This is a genomic window from Variovorax sp. Soil_C_19, assembly GCF_057657255.1.
On sequence record NZ_JBDGIV010000002.1, the window covers coordinates 235222 to 253680 of the forward strand.

Genomic DNA, 18459 nt, shown 5'->3' on the forward strand with positions numbered 1-18459 from the left:
ATACCGCAGCGCTGCTGCGCGGAGGTTTCCAATGAACGACAGCAAGTACATCGAGGTCCACGACGTCGAGCAGGCGTTCAAGACGCCGAAGGGCCGCTTCGTCGCGCTGCAGGGTGTGAACCTGAACGTGGCCAAGGGCGAATTCGTCACCCTGATCGGCCACTCGGGCTGCGGCAAGTCGACGCTCCTGAACCTCATTGCCGGGCTGACCACGCCCACGCAGGGCGTGCTGCTGTGCGCCGACAAGGAGATCAGCGGTCCCGGGCCGGAGCGCGCGGTGGTGTTCCAGAACCATTCGCTGCTGCCCTGGCTCACCTGCTTCGAGAACGTGTACCTCGCGGTCGAGCGCGTCTTCGCCGCCACCGAGACCAAGGCGCAGCTGCGCGCGCGCACCGATGCGGCGCTCGCCATGGTGGGGCTCGCGGCCGCCGCGCAGAAGCGCCCCGGCGAGATCTCGGGCGGCATGAAGCAGCGCGTGGGCATCGCACGCGCACTCTCGATGGAGCCCAAGGTGCTGCTGATGGACGAGCCCTTCGGCGCGCTCGACGCGCTCACGCGCGCCAGGCTGCAGGACGAGCTGCTCGCGATCGTGCAGAAGACCCGGAGCACGGTCGTCATGGTCACACACGACGTCGATGAGGCGGTGCTGCTGAGCGATCGCATCGTGATGCTCACCAACGGCCCGGCCGCGACCATCGGCGAAGTGCTGAAGGTCGGCATCGCCCGTCCGCGCAGCCGCGTCGAACTGGCCGAAGACCCGGCCTACGTGCAGGCGCGCAAGGCGGTCATCGACTTTCTGTACACGCGCCAGGCGCATGTGGAGAAGGCGGTGGCCTGAAGGCGACCGCACGCCTTCGCGCCAGGCGCCCTCAGGACATGATGACCTGCAGGCTGTGCTCGTACGACGCGGTCAGGCGCTCGAAGGTATCGACCAGCGCTTCGCTGGCACGCACCAGCGTGGCGCGTCCCTCGGGGCTGTCGATCGTGCGCACGCCGCCCACCAGCCGCAGCCACTCGTCGCGTGCGCTCGCGAGCGCGGTGCGGATCTCGGCGGTGCTGAGCGGCGCGCGCTCCAGTTCGACGAGCGCGGCCTCGAACTCGTCCATCGTGGGCGCAAGCCGTGCGTTAGCGCCCGGCTGCCCGAGCACCGACGCCAGCAGCGCGTCCTTCGCCAGGCGCTGCGCCCGCATGCGCTGTCGCCCGCAGATGTTGACGATGCGCAGCGCGCGCCGCGCGCCCGAGGCTTCGAGCGCCTCGGTGAGCGCCTCGGCCGCGGCCAGCAGCATCTCGGCGCGGCCGTCGATCTCGGCCAGCCCCGCCGCCGTCGCGCGCGCGACCAGTGCCGTGGACAGCCCGGTCCAGGCCGCCTGCACCTCCGCCAGCGCCTGCGCGCCCGCACCGGCCAGCTCGAGGGCCGCGAGGTGATCGAGGTTCTGCTGCACCCGTTCGGCCGACTGCGTACGCTGCACGCGCGCGCGCTGCGCCTCGACGCCGCCGGCCAGTTGCGCGGCCACGCGCACCAGCCGCTGCGACAGCATCCGCAACTGCCCGGCGCGGTTGATCGCCTCGGCCCACTGCGCCGCCTCGATGACCGAGCGCGACACCTCGCCGAGCCGCAGGTTGGCATGCATCGCGGCGCCGCGCAGCAGGCCGAAGGCCTCGTCCTCGCCGATGCCGCGCGCCGACATCAGCAGGCCCTTGGCCCGGTCGACCCACTTGCGCTCGTCCATGCGGGTGCGCAGGTTTTCCAGTTCGGTGCGCAGCGCCGCCTCGCGCGCGAAGCGCGCCTGCGCGCGGACCAGCAGCCCGGGCAGCAAGGCCGCGTCGAGTGGCGCCCAGGCGTGCATGCCCAGCGCGACCAGCGCCGCATGTGCCTCGCTCGGCAACGCCGCACCGGTCACGCTCACCGCGCAGGGCGGCACTCCGTGCCAGCCCTGCATCGCGTCGGCGAGCGCCTGCACGGCCGCCGCGTCGTCGAGCCAGACCAGCACCTGTTGCGGTGCCAGCGCGGCCACCTGATGCACCAGCATGCGGCAGATGGTGCGCCCGCGCACGGTCGCGCCGGCGTCTTCCAACCCCTGCCGCAGCAGCTCGGGCAAGGGCGCGGATTCATCCCATTCATGGGGGGCGACGAGAAGAACGGAAGTCATGGCGGCGTGTGGGAAGGCACTGGAAGCATAGGCGACGCACGCCCGGAAAGGCGGGCACGGCTCTTGCATCGAACACAGCGCGGTGTAACGAAGCACCGCTTTGGTGAGGCTGCAGGTTCCTGCATCCGTTCCGGCCACGCACAGGCCGGAAAGCACCGCCCTGCCGACAGCGCATGCTGCCGGCCCCCCGCCCCCCAACCCGTCCGCGACGCGGCCTTTGCAGGCCGCGCCCGCGGTTTATTGCATCGTTGAAAGCCATGTCGAGTTTCAAGAGCTTCTTGCAGTCCGGCCACAGCCCCACGCTGTTCGCGGCCTTCCTGTACTTCTCGTTCTCCTGCTGCATCTGGGTGCTCAACGGCGCGATGGCGCCCTTCATCGGCGAGAGCTTCGACCTTTCGCCGGCGCAGAAGGGCCTGATGCTGTCGGTGCCGATCATCGCGGGCGCGCTGATGCGCTTTCCGCTCGGCATCCTGTCGCAGTACATCGGCCGCAAGAACGCGACGCTGGTCGAGATGGGCCTGATCGCGGTGGCGATGCTGTTCGGCTTCTTCTTCGTCGAGAGCTTCAACGACCTGCTGGCGATGGGCGTGCTGCTGGGCATTGCCGGCGCGAGCTTCGGCGTGGCGCTGTCGCTCGGTTCAGGCTGGTTCCCGCCGCAGCACAAGGGCCTGGCGATGGGGCTCGTGGGCGCCGGCAACGTGGGCACCGCGGTGTCGGTGCTGGTGGCACCGCCGCTCGCACAGTGGCTCGGCTGGCAGAGCGTGTATGCGGTTGCCGCCGCGGCGATCCTGCTGCCGATGGTGGTGATGGTGGTGTTCGCCAAGGAACCGCCCGACGTCGACAGCCATGCGAGCTTTCGCGCCCACATCGCCTGCCTGTTCGAGAAAGACGGCTGGGTCTTCAGCCTGATCTACGGCGTGACCTTCGGCGGCTTCATCGGGCTCATCACCTTCCTGCCTTCGTACTACTACGAGCAGTTCGGCGTCAGCAAGGTCGAGGCCGGGCAGCTCACGATGCTGGCGGCCTTCATGGGTGCGGCGGTGCGCATCGTCGGCGGCTGGCTCTCCGATCGCTGGGGCGGCGTCAACACGCTCACGGTGGTGCTGCTTGCGGTGGCCGTGGGGCTGGCGCTGGTGGGTGTCTCGTCGTCGTCGCTCGTGCTCACCACGCTGCTCTTGATCGTGTGCTTCGCGGCCCTGGGCGCGGGCAACGGCGCGCTGTTCCAGCTGGTGCCGCTGCGCTGGCCCGCGAGCACCGCAGTCGCCGGCTCGATGATCGGCGAGATCGGCGCACTCGGCGGCGGGCTCGTGCCCAACGCCATGGGTTTGTCGAAGCAGTACCTCGGCAGCTACGTCTGGGGCTTCGTGTTCTTCGCCGCACTGTCGCTGGTAATGCTCGGTGTCATGCGCGTGATGCAGATCCGTTGGACCCGCACCTGGGCCGAGAAAGGTGGTCGCGCGCGCACCACGCCGGCGCCAGCCGACGCGGCAGCGTACGCCGTGCCACGCAAGGCGGCCCGGCCATGAACCTCATCCCGGCGTCGGCCTCAGCGTGGCAAGAAGAGAAGCCACAGCACGAGCAGCAGGTTGAACAGCAGCGACACGCCCAGCGCGATCTTCCAGAGCGCGACGGGATCGCGGCGGATCAGCGGCGTGGCAGCGGGCGAGGCGACGGGACGGGACGCGCCGCGCTCGAGCGCCAGCAGCAGTTCCTCGGCGGTCTCGAAGCGCTCGCGCGGATCGCGCGCCACGGCCTTGCGCACCAGATGGTCGAGCCACACCGGCACGTCGGGCCGCAGGCGCGACAGCGCGACTGGGTCGCGCCGGTAGCGGGCCACCTGGTAGGGCTCGATCTCGCCGTAGGGCAGATGCCCGCCGAGCCACTGGTAGAGCGTGACGCCGAGCGCGAACAGGTCGCTGCCGGCATCGGCGTGGGCGCCCTCCCACTGCTCGGGATTGATGTAGCTCGGCGTGCCGGCATGCAGTTCGCGCTGGGCCGCGCCTTCGCGGCCGGACAGCGCCACGCCGAGATCGAGAACGCGCCACCGGCCGTCGTCTCCGAGATGCAGGTTGCCGGGCTTGATGTCGCGGTGCACCACGCCATGGCGGTGCAGCCGACCGAGCGCCTTGGCGATCTCGATGGCGGCCGCAACCACCTCGGCCACGCCGCCGCGCGCAGTCGACTTTCGGATCTGCTCGAGCGTGCGTCCGCCATGCCAGTCGAAGACGAGGTAGAGCGCGCTCGCGTCGCTGCCGCGCGGATGCACGCGCACGAAGCCGCTGCTGCCGACGCGCAACCCGAGCCAGGCCTCGTGGGCAAGCATCGCGCGCTCCTGCGGGTCGCTCGCGCGCGAAGGATGCAGCGTCTTGATCGCCACCAGTTCGCGCGTGGCGATGTGGCGCGCCTGGTACAGCAGGTGCACACCGGTGTCGGCCACGAGCGCGGTGATGGCATGGCCGTCGAGCACGTCGCCCACCTTCAGGCGCGGCGGCGGCGCGAGCCGGCGGCCGTCGCCGAGCTCGTCGTCGAGCTGCCGCGCATCGAGGCCGACCACGCGGATCACCAGCGCGGTCGCGTTGTCGCGCGTGCCCGTCTCGAGCGCGGCCTGCACCAGCGCCTCGCCCGCCTCGCGGGCGCTGCCGGCAAGGGCCAGCGCGGCGAGCCGCTGCGGCTTGAGCACGCCATGCACGCCGTCGGAGGTGAGCACGAAGCAGTCGCCGACGCGCACGTCGCCCTGCGTGTAGTCCACGCGCACCTGGTCGTCGAGGCCGATGGCGCGCGTCAGGCGGCTGCGCAGGTCGGGATGCTCGAAGGCATGGTCCTGCGTGAGCGGCAGCGCCGCTTCGCCGTCGCTGCGCACGCGCCATGCACGCGTATCGCCGACATGCGCAAGCGTGTAGCTCTGGCCGTGCAGCACCAACGCGGTCAGCGTGGTGAGCGCGGTGGCGCCGCCCTGGCGGCGCCGGTTGTGGTCGGCCAGCCAGGCGTTCTGCGCGGCGACCAGCCGGTCGAGCGCGGCAGTCGGCTCCCAGGTGGCGGGCGTGGCGAAGTAGTCGGCCAGCAGGCCCATCACCGTGGTCTGCGCCGCCTCCAGGCCGCGGCCGCCGGTAGACACGCCGTCTGCGATGGCCGCGATCAACCCGCGCGATTCGTCCCCCGGCGGTGCATGCACGGCGCCGGCGAAATCCTCGTTCACCTCGCGCGGTCCGCGCTGGCTGGCATAGCCGATGTCCACTTCGAAGCTCATGGCGCGATTGTCCATGGGCTTTTCCTGCGCGCATCGCGCATCCCCGTTCGTTCGATTGGTTGAAAGGCCCTCCCCATGATGAAGAAACTCAAGCTCGTGATGGTCGGCAACGGCATGGCCGGCGTGCGCACGCTGGAAGAGCTGCTGAAGCTCGCGCCCGAGCTTTACGACATCACCGTCTTCGGTGCCGAGCCGCATCCGAACTACAACCGCATCCTGTTGTCGCCCGTGCTCGCGGGCGAGCAGACCGTCGACGAGATCGTGCTCAACAGCTGGGAGTGGTATTCGGACAACGGCATCACGCTGCACGCGGGCAAGAAGGTGGTCGAGGTCGACCGCGTGAAGCGCATCGTGCGCGCCGTCGATGCCGAAGGCGCCGTCACCGAGGCCGCCTACGACCGCCTGCTGATGTGCACCGGCTCCAACCCGTTCATGCTGCCCGTGCCAGGCAAGGCGCTGAAAGGCGTCGTCGCCTACCGCGACATTGCCGACACCGACTACATGATCGAGACCGCGCGCACCCACAAGAATGCGGTCGTCATCGGCGGCGGCCTGCTCGGCCTCGAGGCGGCCAACGGCCTGATGCTGCGCGGCATGACGGTCACGGTGGTGCATGTGATGCCCTGGCTCATGGAGCGCCAGCTCGACGACGTGGCCGGCAAGTTGCTGCAGAAGTCGCTCGAGGACCGCGGCCTGAAGTTCATGATGGGCGCGCAGACCGAGGCGCTCCTCGGCGGTGAGGATGGACGGGTCAAAACGATCCGCTTCAAGGACGGCAACGAGGTGGCAGCCGACCTGGTCGTCATGGCCGTGGGCATCCGGCCCAATACCGAACTGGCCGAGAAGATGCGGCTGCACTGCAACCGCGGCATCGTCGTGACCGACACCATGCAAACGGTGACCGACGCGCGCATCTACTCGGTCGGCGAATGCGCGGCGCACCGCGGCATCGCCTACGGCCTCGTGGCCCCGCTGTTCGAGCAGGCCAAGGTCGCGGCCAACCACCTCGCGCAGTTCGGCATCGGCCGCTACCTGGGCTCGCTGACCTCGACCAAGCTCAAGGTCACCGGCATCGACCTGTTCTCGGCCGGCGAGTTCATGGGCGGCGAAGGCACTGAGGAGATCGTGATGAGCGACCCCTTCGGCGGCGTCTACAAGAAGCTCGTCATCAAGGACGACAAGCTCGTGGGTGCGTGCCTGTACGGCGACACCGTGGACGGCAGCTGGTACTTCAAGCTGCTGCGCGACGGCCGCAGCGTGGGCGACATCCGCGACAAGCTGATGTTCGGCGAGTCGAACATCGGCGACACCGGCCACGAGGGTCACAGCAAGGCCGCGAGCATGCCCGACGAGGCCGAGGTGTGCGGCTGCAACGGCGTAACCAAGGGCACGATCTGCAAGGCGATCAAGGAAAAGGGCCTGTTCACGCTCGACGAGGTCAAGAAGCACACCAAGGCGAGCGCGAGCTGCGGCTCGTGCACCGGCCTGGTCGAGCAGATCCTGATGTTCACCGCGGGCGGCGACTACTCGGCCACGCCCAAGAAGAAGGCGGTGTGCGGCTGCACCGACGCGAGCCACCAGGACGTGCGCGAGGCGATCCGGCGCGAACACTGGCTCACGCACGAGGCGGTGTACCGCGGCATGGGCTGGCGCACGCCCGACGGCTGCGCCACCTGCCGCCCGGCGATCAACTACTACCTGATCTCGACCTGGCCCAAGGAGGCGAAGGACGATCCGCAGAGCCGCTTCATCAACGAGCGCAGCCACGCCAACATCCAGCGCGACGGCACCTATTCGGTGATCCCGCGCATGTGGGGCGGCCACACCACGCCCGACGAGCTGCGCCGCATCGCGGACGCGGCCGACAAGTACAAGATCCCGACGGTGAAGGTCACGGGCGGCCAGCGCATCGACCTGCTCGGCGTGAAGAAGGAGGACCTCGCCAATGTCTGGAAGGACATCGGCATGCCCTCGGGCTTTGCCTATGCGAAGAGCCTGCGCACGGTGAAGACCTGCGTGGGCAGTGAGTGGTGCCGCTTCGGCACGCAGGACTCCACGCAGATGGGCAAGGACCTGGAGCGCGCGCTCTGGGCGATGTATGCGCCGCACAAGGTGAAGCTGGCGGTCTCGGGCTGCCCGCGCAATTGCGCCGAGGCCGGCATCAAGGACGTGGGTGTGATCGGGGTCGACTCGGGCTGGGAGCTGTACGTGGGCGGCAACGGCGGCATCAAGACCGAAGTGGCGCAGTTCCTCGTGAAGGTCAAGACGCCGGAGGAAGTGATGGCCTATTCGGGCGCGTTCCTGCAGCTGTACCGCGAGGAAGGCTGGTACCTCGAGCGCACGGTGCACTACATCGGCCGCGTGGGGCTGGACTACGTGAAGAAGAAGATCGTGGAGGACGAGGCCGGGCGCCAGGCGCTCTGGGAGCGGCTGCAGTTCGCGCTCGACGGCGAGCCCGATCCGTGGTTCGCTTCGGCCGAGGCGCAAGTGGACGTGCGGCAGTTCACGCCGGTGGCGGTGGTCGAAGGTGCGGCGCAGGCCGCCTGAAAGGAACAGCACGATGAACGACAACATCCGCATCGAATGGCAGGCGATCTGCCGCGTGGACGACATACCGAGGCTCGGCGCACGCCGCGTGGCGCGCCCGGTCGGCGCCGACGTCGCGGTGTTCCGCAACGCGGAGGACCAGGTTTTCGCGCTGCTCGACCGCTGCCCGCACAAGGGCGGCCCGCTGAGCCAGGGCATCGTGTTCGGCACGAGCGTGGCCTGCCCGCTGCACAACTGGGCCATCGGGCTCGACGACGGCTGCGCGAAGTCGCCCGACGAGGGCTGCACGCCGAAGTTCGCGGTGAAGGTCGAGGACGGTGTGGTGCACCTCGATGGGCGCGAGTTGTCCTGCCACGCCATCGACCTGCCGCGTCCCGTTGCCGGCCCGAAGCCGTTTGCCGTCTTGTCCCCTCTCCCCCTGGGAGAGGGCTAGGGTGAGGGCAGCAGCGTGCACACCGTAGGCGCCGCCGGCCCTCACCCCCACCCTCTCCCAGAGGGAGAGGGAGTAATGCGGGAGACCCGCTCCACCTGCCCCTATTGCGGCGTCGGCTGCGGCGTGGTCATCGAATCCGACGGCGCCCAGATCAGCGGCGTGCGGGGCGACCCCGACCACCCGGCCAACTTCGGCCGCCTGTGCACCAAGGGCTCGACGCTGCACCTCACCGCGAGCGCCGCGGTCACGCGCCAGACCCGGCTGCTGCAGCCGATGCAGCGCGCGGCGCGCGGGGGCGATCCGGCGCCGGTGGCCTGGGACACCGCGCTCGACGGCGCGGCCGACAGGTTCGCCCAGATCGTGCGCGACCACGGCCCCGATGCGGTCGGCTTCTACGTCTCGGGCCAGCTGCTCACCGAGGACTACTACGTCTTCAACAAGCTCGCCAAGGGCCTCATCGGCACCAACAACATCGACACCAATTCGCGCCTGTGCATGAGCAGCGCGGTGGCCGGCTACAAGCAGACGCTGGGCGCCGACGCGCCGCCCGCCTGCTACGACGACCTGAAGCATGCGCAGTGCCTCTTCATCGTGGGCAGCAACGCGGCCTGGGCACATCCGGTGCTGTTCCGCCGCATCGAGGACGCGAAGGCCGCGAATCCGGCGCTGAAGATCATCGTGGCCGATCCGCGCCGCACCGACACGGTGGAGATCGCCGACCTGTTCCTGCCGCTGCAGCCCGGCACCGACGTGATGCTGTTCAACGGCATGCTGCACCTGATGCTGTGGGAGGGCTGGACCGATGCCGCCTACATCGCCGCGCACACGAACGGCTTCGAAGCGCTGAAGGCCACGGTGCGCGAATGCACGCCCGACAAGGTCGCGCAGGTCTGCGGCATCGCGAAGGACGACCTGCTCGCGGCGGCGCGGCTGTTCGCGACCTCGCCCGCCACCCTGAGCCTCTATTGCCAGGGCCTCAACCAGTCGTCGAGCGGCACCGCGAAGAACGCGGCGCTGATCAACCTGCATCTCGCGACCGGCCAGATCGGCAAGCCCGGCGCCGGTCCGTTCTCGCTCACCGGGCAGCCCAACGCGATGGGCGGGCGCGAAGTGGGCGGGCTCGCCAACCTGCTGAGCGCGCACCGCGACCTGGCCGATCCCGCGCACCGCGCCGAGGTGGCGGCGCTGTGGCAAGTGCCCGCTGTGCCCGAAAAGCCCGGCAAGACCGCGGTCGAGATGTTCCAGGCCGCGGCCGACGGCGAGATCCGGGCGCTTTGGATCGCCTGCACCAACCCCGCGCAGTCGATGCCCGACCAGGCGACCGTGCGCCGCGCACTCGAACGCGCGGAGTTCGTCGTGGTGCAGGAGGCCTTTTCGACCACCGCCACCTGCGCCTTCGCCGACCTGCTGCTGCCCGCGACCACCTGGGGCGAAAAGGAAGGCACGGTGACCAACAGCGAGCGTCGCATCTCGCGCGTGCGCCCCGCGGTGCCGGCGCCCGGCGAGGCACGCCACGACTGGTCGATCGCGGTCGACTTCGCGCGGCGGCTCGAAGCACGCCTGGGCCGCACCGAGCCCACGCTGTTTGCGTATGGCACGGCCGAACAGGTCTGGAACGAGCACCGCGAATCGACGCGCGGGCGCGACCTCGACATCACCGGCCTGAGCTACGCGATGCTCGACACCGCGGGCCCGCAGCAGTGGCCGCTGAAGGAAGGCGAGACCACGGGCCGTGCGCGCCTCTACGAGGACGGCGTCTTCCCCACGCCCGACGGCCGCGCGCGCTTCGTCGACACGGTCTACAAGCCCGTGGCCGAGGCGCGCGATGCGCGCTATCCGTTCTCGCTCAACACCGGGCGCCTGCGCGACCAGTGGCACGGCATGAGCCGCACCGGCACGGTCGGGCGGCTGTTCGGCCACGTGGCCGAGCCCGTGGTGCAGATGAACGTGCAGGACATGGCGCGCCGGCTCATTCGCGACGGCGACCTCGTGCACCTGACCTCGAAGCGCGGCTCGATCCTGCTGCCCGCGCGCGCCAGCGCGGAAATCGGCTTGAGCCAGGCCTTCGTCGGCATGCACTGGGGCGAGGAATACCTGAGCGGTTGTTCGTCGACGGGCACGCGGCTCGCCGGCATCAACGCGCTGACGAGCCCGGCCTTCTGCCCGAGCTCGAAGCAGCCCGAACTCAAGCACACGCCGGTGAAGATCCTCAAGGCCGAGCTGCCCTGGGCGCTGCTCGCCATGGCCTGGCTGCCGCCCGACGCGGCGCTCGCAGCCCATGCGGCGCTCAAGCCGCTGATGGCGCTGTTCCCGTTCGCGGCCTGCGTGCCGTTCGCGGGCAGCGCCGCCGGCGAGGAACGCAGCGGCGTGCTGTTTCGCGCGGCCGTCCACGACGCGCCGGAAGACGCGCTGATCGATCGCCTCGAAGGCCTGCTCGGCCTCGGTGCCGGCGACGTGCTGCGCTACGCCGACCGGCGCCGCGGCCAGCGCCGCGTGGCACGGCTGGTGCGGCGCGCCGACGGCAATGCCGGACTCGAGGCTTTCCTGCTCGGCGGCGACACCAGCGCCGAGGCCTGGATCGGCACCCTGCTGCGCGAGGAGATGCCGGCACAGAGCTACGGCCGGCTGCTGCTGTCGCCGGGCGCGCGCGCACCGGTGGCGGTGCAGTCGCGCGGCAAGCCGGTCTGCACCTGCTTCAACGTGACGGACCTGGCGATCCAGGCCGAACTGGGCCGCTGCAGCGGCACGCCCGGCGAGCGGCTCGCCGCGCTGCAGGGCGCATTGAAATGCGGCACGAACTGCGGCTCGTGCATCCCGGAGCTCCAGCGCATGGTGCGCGCCACGCCCACCGCCGACCTGGTCGCGGGGGCATAAGCCGACCCGCATTCCGGCATAAGCATTGCAGGACAATCGGCGCACCCATGGGAATCAGCCACTACATCAAGGAAATCGGCCGCGGCGCGCGCGGCGCCAGGCCGCTCTCGCGCGAGCAAGCCGCGGACCTGTTCGGCCAGGTGCTGGACGGCGCGGTCACCGACCTCGAAATCGGCGGCTTCTGCCTGGCCATGCGCATCAAGGGCGAGACGCCCGACGAAATGGCCGGCTTCCTCGACGCCACCCATGCGCGCCTTGCGCATGTGCCCGCCGGCGAACGGCCGCTCATCGTGCTGCCCAGCTACAACGGCGCGCGCAAGCTGCCGGTGCTCACGCCGCTGCTGGCCTTGCTGCTCGCGCGCGAAGGCCTACCGGTGCTGGTGCACGGCAGCGCCACCGAGACCACGCGCGTGCTGGCGTCGAACGTGCTGCAGGCGCTCGGCGTGCCGGAGCTCCCGGCGGTCCGCGCGATCCCTTCGGGCGAGGTGGCCTTCGCGCCGACCGAACTGCTCAATCCCGCGCTCAAGCGGCTGCTCGACGTGCGCCGCGTCGTGGGCCTGCGCAACCCGGGCCACAGCGTGGTCAAGCTGATGCAGCCGACCACCGGCCCGGCCGTGGTCGTGGCGAGCTACACCCATCCCGAATATGCGCGCACCATGGGCGAGACCTTCGAGCTGATGGGGACCACCGCCCTGCTCTCGCGCGGGCTCGAGGGCGAAGTGGTGTCCGATCCGCGGCGCACGGCGCAGATCGACGGCTTCGTGCGCGGCGTGCGCAGCGAACTGCAGGCGCAGGCCAGCGGCACCGCCAGCGAGGTGCCGGGCCTGCCGAAGGAGATCGACGTCGCGACCACGGCCGACTACGCGCGCCGGGTCCTCCAGGGCGAACTTCCCGTGCCGGACGCGATCGCCGCGCAGGTCGGACACATCATCCAACTGGCATCCCACGCATGACCACCACCTCCCGCTCCTCCTCTGCCCCCGGAAGCTGCACGCTGGTGGGGGCCGGTCCCGGCGACCCCGAGCTGCTGACGCTCAAGGCCATCAAGGCGATCCAGGCCGCGACCGTGCTGCTGGTGGACGACCTCGTGAACGAGGGCATCCTCGCCGCCTATGCGCGGCCCGGCGCGCGCATCGTGCACGTCGGCAAGCGCGGCGGCTGCAAGAGCACGCCGCAGGCCTTCATCGAACGCCTGATGGTCACCGCGGTGCAGGAGGGCGAGACGGTGGTCCGCCTCAAGGGCGGCGACCCGTTCATCTTCGGGCGCGGCGGCGAGGAGGTCGAGCACCTGCGCGCGGCCGGCATCGAGTGCACGGTGGTCAACGGCGTCACCGCGGGCCTGGCCGCCGTGACCTCGCTCGGCGTGCCGCTGACCCACCGCGACCATGCGCAGGGCGTGGTGTTCGTCACCGGCCATGCCAAGACCGGCGCCAGCGCGCATGAAGACGCCACCGACTGGCGCGCACTCGCCGCCACGGCGCACAGCGCCCGCCTCACGCTCGTGATCTACATGGGCGTGGCCGGCGCGGCACACATCGAACGCGAGCTGCTGCACGGGCTGCCGGCCGACACGCCGGTGGCGGTGGTGCAGCATGCGAGCCTGCCGCAGCAGCGTCACACCGTCACCACGCTCGGCCGGCTGCAGGCCGGCATCGCCGAAGCCGGACTCGGGAGCCCGGCGGTGATCGTGGTCGGCGACGTGTTGCAGGGGCTGGCGGCCGCCGTGCGGCCCGCCGGGGCCGACGCGGGCCGCTTCGGCACCTGAAACCGCGCTGCGCATCGCGCCCGCGCTCCGGGCGCGTGAGATTTTTCCTACGCCCGCCTAGAATCGCGCTCCACAAAAACACAGCACGACTGAGGCGGAAATGCTCGAAAGACTCAACGAATTCACCGAAAGCCACGGCGAACTGCGCCCCGGCCGCGGTCTCGTCACGGGCACCATTGCGCTCGCGCTCGGCATCCTCTGCTTTCTCGGCGTGCTGGCCTTCCACTTTCCGCAGTACCTCACGACGCCCGAGCTGCGCAAGAGCTACGACGTGGACCTGATGCGCATCGTGCTGCTCGTGGCCCTGGTCGTCTCGGGCGGGCTGGCGCTCGTCAACATCATCTTCAACCGTTCGCGCTGGCTCTCGTCGGCGGCCTTCCTGCTGGTGGTCGCGGCGGCGCTGCTGGGCGGCCACAAGGTGCCGGTGAACGACTTCGCGGACAACACGCCGTACATCGGGCTCGACTGGTTCATCCTCGACCTGCTGGGTTCGGCGCTGATCTTCATCTTCATCGAGAAGCTCTTCGCGCTGCGCAAGGACCAGCCGGTGTTCCGCGCCGAATGGCAGACCGACTTCCACCATTTCGTGGTCAACCACATGATCGTGGGCTTCGTGCTGCTGGCCACCAACCTGATGGTGCACAAGTTCTTCGGCTGGGCCGCCTACGACGGCATCCGCGGCTGGGTCGGCGGCCTGCCCTTCTGGGCGGGGCTGCTGCTGATCGTTTTGGTGGCCGACCTGGTGCAGTACTGGACGCACCGCGCCTACCACGAGGTGCCGGTGCTCTGGCGCCTGCATGCGGTGCACCACAGCGTGAAGAGCATGGACTGGATGGCCGGCTCGCGCCAGCACATCCTCGAGCTGCTGATCACGCGCACGCTGGTGCTCGCGCCGATCTACGTGCTCGGCTTCTCGAAGGAAGTGATCGACGCCTACATCGTGGTGGTGGGCTTCCAGGCGGTGTTCAACCACTGCAACGTGAGCGTGCGGCTCGGCCCTCTGCGCTATGTGATCGTCACGCCCAACTTCCACCACTGGCACCACAGCCAGGACGTGGAAGCGCTCGACAAGAACTACGCGGCGCACTACGCCTTCCTCGACCACCTGTTCGGCACCGCGGTCAAGAGCACCAAGCTCTGGCCCGAGAAGTACGGCGTGCTCGGCGACTACGTGCCCAACGGCTTCTTCAGGCAGCTGAAGTTCCCGTTCACGTGGAAGGGATGATGCGGCGCGCCTTTCTCGCGGCCGCCGGTGCTGCCGCCGCGCTGCTGCTGCTGTCGGCCTGCGCCAGCCGCATCGAGCTGCCGTCGAAGGACGCCGGCCTGCGCCTGCGCGTGCAGAGCTCGGTCATCGCGCCGGGCAACGGCGGTGAACTCGTCGCGGCCGATGCATTGCAGGCCGGCGACATCCTGCTGACCTCCATCGCCACGGTCAACTCGTTCGGCATCCGGCTCGGCACCTTCTCGCCCGTGAGCCATGCGGTGCTGTACCTCGGCGACGGGCTGATTGCCGAGGCGGTCGGCAGCGGCGTGCGCGCGCGCCGGCTCGCCGACGTGGTCGACGAGGAACAGATGGTCGTCGCGTTCCGCGTGCCGGGGCTGCAGGCGGCCGACGTCGAGAAGATCCGCACCTGGGCCAATGCGCAGGTGGGCACGCGCTACAACACCGCCGGCGTGCTGCTGAACGCGCCTTTCGTGCTGAACCGGAGGCTCTGCGAACTGCCGCTGATCCCGTCCGCCGTCAGCCACTACTGCATCAGCGGCATGGCGATGGTCCAGCTGGGCGCGAGCCGCGACGACCAGTTCTTCTGCTCGCAGTTCGTGCTCGAGGCCTATCGGCAGGCCGGCGTGCCGGTCACCGAGGCCGATCCGCGCTGGGTCAGCCCCGCCGACCTGCTGCACATGCGCGAGGGCGACGTGCCCTCCATCGCGGCCACGCAGCCGCTGCGCTACGTGGGCCACCTCAAGTACAACCCGCCGCCGCTGCTGGCGGCCGACGGGCCCTGACCGGTTTGAGCACGCCTTCCCGATTCGATGTCGTGGTGGTCGGCGCCGGTGCGGCCGGCCTCTTCTGCGCCGGCGTTGCAGGCCAGCGCGGACTGAAGGTGCTGCTGGTGGACCACAGCGAGAAAGTCGGCGAGAAGATCCGCATCTCGGGCGGCGGCCGCGCCAATTTCACCAACCGCGACCTCGACGTGCGTGCGCCGCAGCGCCACTTCATCGGCGAGAACCCCAATTTCTGCCGCTCGGCACTGTCGCGCTATGCACCGCAGCAGTTCATCGAGCTGGTGCAGAAGCACGGCATCGCCTTCCACGAGAAGCACAAGGGGCAGCTGTTCTGCGACGGCTCGTCGCAGCAGATCGTCGACATGCTGCTGGCCGAGTGCGATGCGGGCCAGGTCACGCGCTGGCAGCCGTGCAAGCTCGGGAACATCGGGTTCACGCCCGCCAGCGACGACCCCGCCGCGCCGGGCTGCTACCGGATCGATAGCAGCAAGGGGCCGATCGAGACGCCCCGGCTGGTGGTCGCCACCGGCGGCTTGTCGATTCCGCAGATCGGCGCGAGCGACTTCGGCTACCGGCTGGCGGCACAGTTCGGGCTGCGCGTGGTCACCCCGCGCCCGGCGCTGGTGCCGCTGACCTTCGGCGGCGACGCCTGGGCGCCTTATGCCGAACTGGCGGGGCTGGCGCTGCCGGTGCGCATCGAAACCGGGACGAAGAAGGAAAAGATCGCCTTCCTCGAAGACCTGCTGTTCACGCACCGCGGCCTGTCGGGCCCGGCGGTGCTGCAGATCTCGAGCTACTGGAAGCCGGGCGCGCCGCTCACGCTCGATTTCGCGCCCGGCGTGGACGTGGCCGAGGCGCTGGGCGAGGCCAAGCGCCGGTCCTCGAAGAAGCGCATCGCCAACGAACTGGCCGCGCTGGTGCCATCGCGGCTGGCAGACGCCTGGGTCGGCCAGGACCCTGCCCTGCAGCGCCCAGTCAACGAAGCCGCCGACAAGGCGCTGGCCACGCTGGCCGAGCGCATCGCGCGCTGGCAGATCGTTCCGAGCGGCACCGAGGGCTACAAGAAGGCCGAGGTCACGGCCGGCGGGGTCGACACCCGGGATCTCTCGTCCCAGACCATGGAATCGAAGCAGCCCGGGCTCTATTTCATCGGCGAAGTGGTCGATGTGACGGGCTGGTTGGGCGGGTACAACTTCCAGTGGGCCTGGGCGAGTGCACATGCGTGCGCAACCGCGTTATAATCGCGGGCTAACTTTGGCCTTCCCTCAACGGCCGCACATACTTTCAGTTGAGGAACCCCGGCCCGGGGCCTCGATCTCCCCAGGCCAAATTCAGTTCAACGATTCATCAATGACCACCATCCGCGTTAAAGAAAACGAGCCTTTCGACGTCGCCCTGCGCCGCTTCAAGCGCACCATCGAAAAGCTCGGCCTGCTGACCGACCTGCGTGCCCGCGAGTTCTACGAGAAGCCGACGGCCGAGCGCAAGCGCAAGAAGGCAGCGGCAGTCAAGCGCCACTACAAGCGCGTGCGCAGCATGCAGCTGCCCAAGAAGCTGTTCTAAGCAACGCCGGGGCAACCCGGACCGTTGGCCAGCGACACCGTCACCGCCAACGCACAGTTGCCGCAGCCGCGCCAGGGAAACCTGCCGCGGCTTTTGTTTTTTTGCCAAAGGATCTCTCGCATGACGCTCAAGGAACAGATCACCGAAGACATGAAGACCGCGATGCGCGCCAAGGATTCGGAGCGCCTCGGCACCATCCGCCTGCTGCTGTCGGCGCTGAAGCAGAAGGAAGTCGACGAGCGCGTCGAGCTCGACGACGCCATGGTCGTCGCCATCGTCGACAAGATGGTCAAGCAGCGCAAGGACTCGATCGCCGCGTTCACCACCGGCGGACGCACCGACCTGGCCGACAAGGAAGCCGCCGAGATCAAGGTGCTCGAGGTCTACCTGCCGCAACGCATGAGCGCCGACGAAGTGGCCGCCGAAGTGAAGGCCATCGTGGCCGAGCTGGGCGCCAAGGGCCCGGGCGACATGGGCAAGGTGATGGGCGCGGTCAAGACCCGCCTCGCCGGCAAGGCCGACATGGGCCAGGTGAGCGCGGCGGTCAAGGCCGCCCTCGCGGGCGCCTGAGCATGCACGGCAGCTGCGCCGACTCGGACAAGGTCGTGCTGAAGGCCTGCGCCTGCCTGGTGGACGCCGGTGGGCGGCTGCTGGTGTTCCGCCACCCCGGCGACGGCAACATGCAGCTGCCCAAGGGCACCATCGAGCCCGGCGAATCGCCCGAGATTGCCGCGCGGCGCGAACTGCTCGAGGAATCGGGCATCGACCATCTCGGCGCCCTGGAGCCGCTCGGCACGCTGCAGCGCGACTGCGAGGCCGGCATCGAGGGAAACACGCTGCGCCACGCGCAGCTCTGGCACCTGTTCCTGATGCGCGCCGACGGCCCGCTGCCCGAAACCTTCGACCATGTGGCGATGGGCAGTCCCGAGGAAGACGGCCTCGTCTTCTCGTTCAGCTGGCTGGCGGCCGGCGACGACATCGGCCACTTCACGCCACCCTACCGCCAGACCATCGAGCGCGTCCGCGCGGCCCTGACCACCGCCTGACGCATGCCGCGCGTCAGGCCAGCGCGCGAACCACCATGTAGAGGCCCAGCAGCGCCAGCCCGCCAAGGAAGCAGCGCCGGAACACCACCACCGGCAAGCGCTTGCGCAACCAGGTGCCGAGCGCCATGCCGCCCAGGGCCGGCACCAGCATCGCGAGCGAGCCGCCCGCCGCCGCCACCGGATAGCCCCCGTTGCCCGCGAGCCCGATCGCGAGCACCACGGTCGAGGTGGTGAACGAGATGCCCATGGCCTGGATCAGCGCGTCGCGCTGCAGGCCCAGCGCCTGCAGGTAGGGCACGGCCGGCACCACGAACACGCCGGTCGCCGCCGTCACCAGCCCCGTCGCCGCCCCTACGACGGGCGCGAGCCAGCGCTCGTGCGCCGCCGGCACCTGCAGCTGCCGGCCCGCCAGCCCCCACAGGCCATACGCGACCAGTGCCACCCCGAGCGCCACCGAGGCCCAGGTGCCCGCGGGCACGCCGAGCCACAGCGCGCCGCCCAGGCTACCCGCCACGATGCCCGCTTGCAGGCCGCCGATGCGGCGCAGCACCGGCCAGAAGGTGGTGCGCGGACCGAGCTGCCAGAGATTGGTGACCAACGACGGCGCGATCAGCAGCGCCGCCGCGCGCACCGGCGGCATCCAGAGCGCAAGCAGCGCCATCGACACCGTCGGCAGGCCGAGCCCGATCACGCCCTTGACCACGCCGGCCAGCAAAAAGACCGCGGCGGCCGCCCACCCATGGCCTGCCAGTTCATTCGGGATCGTCGTCATGGCGGTGGAGTCTGCCGGCGCGCACGGCGCATGGGAATGCGGCGCTCGCGCAGCC

The 18459-nt window shown here is 69.8% G+C and carries 16 protein-coding genes; 13 read left to right on the plus strand and 3 right to left on the minus strand.

Annotated features, from left to right (window positions below; translation table 11 throughout):
- The first annotated feature begins 31 nt into the window (after nucleotides 1-31).
- Nucleotides 32-838 carry an ABC transporter ATP-binding protein gene (locus AC3A6R_RS05620; RefSeq protein WP_487863938.1) on the plus strand — a complete coding sequence of 269 codons (807 nt, stop codon included), beginning with the start codon at nucleotides 32-34 and terminating at the stop codon, nucleotides 836-838.
- A 31-nt stretch (nucleotides 839-869) separates the two neighbouring features.
- Here AC3A6R_RS05620 and AC3A6R_RS05625 read toward each other — a convergent pair whose 3' ends face one another.
- Entirely contained in the window at nucleotides 870-2150 is a 1281-nt protein-coding gene (locus AC3A6R_RS05625) for an ANTAR domain-containing protein (protein WP_487863939.1), read from the minus strand.
- 257 nt (nucleotides 2151-2407) lie between these two features.
- Here AC3A6R_RS05625 and AC3A6R_RS05630 point away from each other — a divergent pair, with 257 nt between their 5' ends.
- Nucleotides 2408-3676 carry an MFS transporter gene (locus AC3A6R_RS05630; RefSeq protein WP_487863940.1) on the plus strand — a complete coding sequence of 423 codons (1269 nt, stop codon included), beginning with the start codon at nucleotides 2408-2410 and terminating at the stop codon, nucleotides 3674-3676.
- A 20-nt stretch (nucleotides 3677-3696) separates the two neighbouring features.
- Here the strand turns inward: AC3A6R_RS05630 and AC3A6R_RS05635 are convergent, their stop codons facing one another.
- Complete coding sequence (locus tag AC3A6R_RS05635; protein ID WP_487863941.1) at nucleotides 3697-5397, minus strand: bifunctional protein-serine/threonine kinase/phosphatase; 1701 nt, start codon at nucleotides 5395-5397, stop codon at nucleotides 3697-3699.
- A gap of 78 nt (nucleotides 5398-5475) precedes the next feature.
- On the opposite strand from AC3A6R_RS05635, the gene nirB reads away from it, so the two are divergent.
- The 11 genes from nirB to AC3A6R_RS05690 all read left to right on the plus strand — a co-directional run bounded on the left by nirB (nucleotide 5476) and on the right by AC3A6R_RS05690 (nucleotide 17632).
- Nucleotides 5476-7944: a nitrite reductase large subunit NirB gene (nirB, locus tag AC3A6R_RS05640; protein ID WP_487864135.1), complete on the plus strand. Its 2469-nt coding sequence runs from the start codon at nucleotides 5476-5478 to the stop codon at nucleotides 7942-7944.
- A 13-nt stretch (nucleotides 7945-7957) separates the two neighbouring features.
- The gene (gene nirD / locus AC3A6R_RS05645; protein WP_487863942.1) at nucleotides 7958-8377 is read left to right on the plus strand and encodes a nitrite reductase small subunit NirD; all 420 of its coding nucleotides are present in this window, start codon (nucleotides 7958-7960) and stop codon (nucleotides 8375-8377) included.
- Nucleotides 8378-8452: 75 nt separating this feature from the next.
- A complete protein-coding gene (locus AC3A6R_RS05650; protein ID WP_487863943.1) occupies nucleotides 8453-11251 on the plus strand; it encodes a nitrate reductase in 2799 nt (932 codons plus the stop codon).
- A 47-nt stretch (nucleotides 11252-11298) separates the two neighbouring features.
- Complete coding sequence (gene ybiB / locus AC3A6R_RS05655; RefSeq protein WP_487863944.1) at nucleotides 11299-12204, plus strand: DNA-binding protein YbiB; 906 nt, start codon at nucleotides 11299-11301, stop codon at nucleotides 12202-12204.
- Nucleotides 12201-13016 (plus strand): uroporphyrinogen-III C-methyltransferase, encoded by an 816-nt coding sequence (gene cobA, locus AC3A6R_RS05660; RefSeq protein ID WP_487863945.1) that lies wholly within the window; start codon nucleotides 12201-12203, stop codon nucleotides 13014-13016. The genes ybiB and cobA overlap by 4 nt, the downstream gene beginning before the upstream one ends.
- Before the next feature lie 100 nt (nucleotides 13017-13116).
- A complete protein-coding gene (locus tag AC3A6R_RS05665; protein WP_487863946.1) occupies nucleotides 13117-14241 on the plus strand; it encodes a sterol desaturase family protein in 1125 nt (374 codons plus the stop codon).
- Nucleotides 14238-15023 carry a YaeF family permuted papain-like enzyme gene (locus tag AC3A6R_RS05670; RefSeq protein WP_487864136.1) on the plus strand — a complete coding sequence of 262 codons (786 nt, stop codon included), beginning with the start codon at nucleotides 14238-14240 and terminating at the stop codon, nucleotides 15021-15023. The genes AC3A6R_RS05665 and AC3A6R_RS05670 overlap by 4 nt, the downstream gene beginning before the upstream one ends.
- 5 nt (nucleotides 15024-15028) lie before the next feature.
- Complete coding sequence (locus AC3A6R_RS05675; protein ID WP_487863947.1) at nucleotides 15029-16264, plus strand: BaiN/RdsA family NAD(P)/FAD-dependent oxidoreductase; 1236 nt, start codon at nucleotides 15029-15031, stop codon at nucleotides 16262-16264.
- A 109-nt stretch (nucleotides 16265-16373) separates the two neighbouring features.
- Nucleotides 16374-16586: a 30S ribosomal protein S21 gene (rpsU, locus tag AC3A6R_RS05680; protein ID WP_068628364.1), complete on the plus strand. Its 213-nt coding sequence runs from the start codon at nucleotides 16374-16376 to the stop codon at nucleotides 16584-16586.
- Nucleotides 16587-16706: 120 nt separating this feature from the next.
- The gene (locus AC3A6R_RS05685; protein ID WP_487858069.1) at nucleotides 16707-17156 is read left to right on the plus strand and encodes a GatB/YqeY domain-containing protein; all 450 of its coding nucleotides are present in this window, start codon (nucleotides 16707-16709) and stop codon (nucleotides 17154-17156) included.
- A gap of 2 nt (nucleotides 17157-17158) precedes the next feature.
- Complete coding sequence (locus AC3A6R_RS05690; RefSeq protein WP_487863948.1) at nucleotides 17159-17632, plus strand: NUDIX domain-containing protein; 474 nt, start codon at nucleotides 17159-17161, stop codon at nucleotides 17630-17632.
- A gap of 13 nt (nucleotides 17633-17645) precedes the next feature.
- Here the strand turns inward: AC3A6R_RS05690 and AC3A6R_RS05695 are convergent, their stop codons facing one another.
- Nucleotides 17646-18404 carry a sulfite exporter TauE/SafE family protein gene (locus AC3A6R_RS05695; RefSeq protein ID WP_487863949.1) on the minus strand — a complete coding sequence of 253 codons (759 nt, stop codon included), beginning with the start codon at nucleotides 18402-18404 and terminating at the stop codon, nucleotides 17646-17648.
- Between the last annotated feature and the right edge of the window lie 55 nt (nucleotides 18405-18459).

Excerpts from the sequence above, each read along its gene's own strand:
- AC3A6R_RS05620 (WP_487863938.1), top strand. The coding sequence starts at position 32 with ATGAACGACAGCAAGTACATCGAGGTCCACGACGTCGAGCAGGCGTTC.
- AC3A6R_RS05625 (WP_487863939.1), bottom strand. The coding sequence starts at position 2,150 with ATGACTTCCGTTCTTCTCGTCGCCCCCCATGAATGGGATGAATCCGCG.
- AC3A6R_RS05630 (WP_487863940.1), top strand. The coding sequence starts at position 2,408 with ATGTCGAGTTTCAAGAGCTTCTTGCAGTCCGGCCACAGCCCCACGCTG.
- AC3A6R_RS05635 (WP_487863941.1), bottom strand. The coding sequence starts at position 5,397 with ATGAGCTTCGAAGTGGACATCGGCTATGCCAGCCAGCGCGGACCGCGC.
- nirB (WP_487864135.1), top strand. The coding sequence starts at position 5,476 with ATGAAGAAACTCAAGCTCGTGATGGTCGGCAACGGCATGGCCGGCGTG.
- nirD (WP_487863942.1), top strand. The coding sequence starts at position 7,958 with ATGAACGACAACATCCGCATCGAATGGCAGGCGATCTGCCGCGTGGAC.
- AC3A6R_RS05650 (WP_487863943.1), top strand. The coding sequence starts at position 8,453 with ATGCGGGAGACCCGCTCCACCTGCCCCTATTGCGGCGTCGGCTGCGGC.
- ybiB (WP_487863944.1), top strand. The coding sequence starts at position 11,299 with ATGGGAATCAGCCACTACATCAAGGAAATCGGCCGCGGCGCGCGCGGC.
- cobA (WP_487863945.1), top strand. The coding sequence starts at position 12,201 with ATGACCACCACCTCCCGCTCCTCCTCTGCCCCCGGAAGCTGCACGCTG.
- AC3A6R_RS05665 (WP_487863946.1), top strand. The coding sequence starts at position 13,117 with ATGCTCGAAAGACTCAACGAATTCACCGAAAGCCACGGCGAACTGCGC.
- AC3A6R_RS05670 (WP_487864136.1), top strand. The coding sequence starts at position 14,238 with ATGATGCGGCGCGCCTTTCTCGCGGCCGCCGGTGCTGCCGCCGCGCTG.
- rpsU (WP_068628364.1), top strand. The coding sequence starts at position 16,374 with ATGACCACCATCCGCGTTAAAGAAAACGAGCCTTTCGACGTCGCCCTG.
- AC3A6R_RS05685 (WP_487858069.1), top strand. The coding sequence starts at position 16,707 with ATGACGCTCAAGGAACAGATCACCGAAGACATGAAGACCGCGATGCGC.
- AC3A6R_RS05690 (WP_487863948.1), top strand. The coding sequence starts at position 17,159 with ATGCACGGCAGCTGCGCCGACTCGGACAAGGTCGTGCTGAAGGCCTGC.
- AC3A6R_RS05695 (WP_487863949.1), bottom strand. The coding sequence starts at position 18,404 with ATGACGACGATCCCGAATGAACTGGCAGGCCATGGGTGGGCGGCCGCC.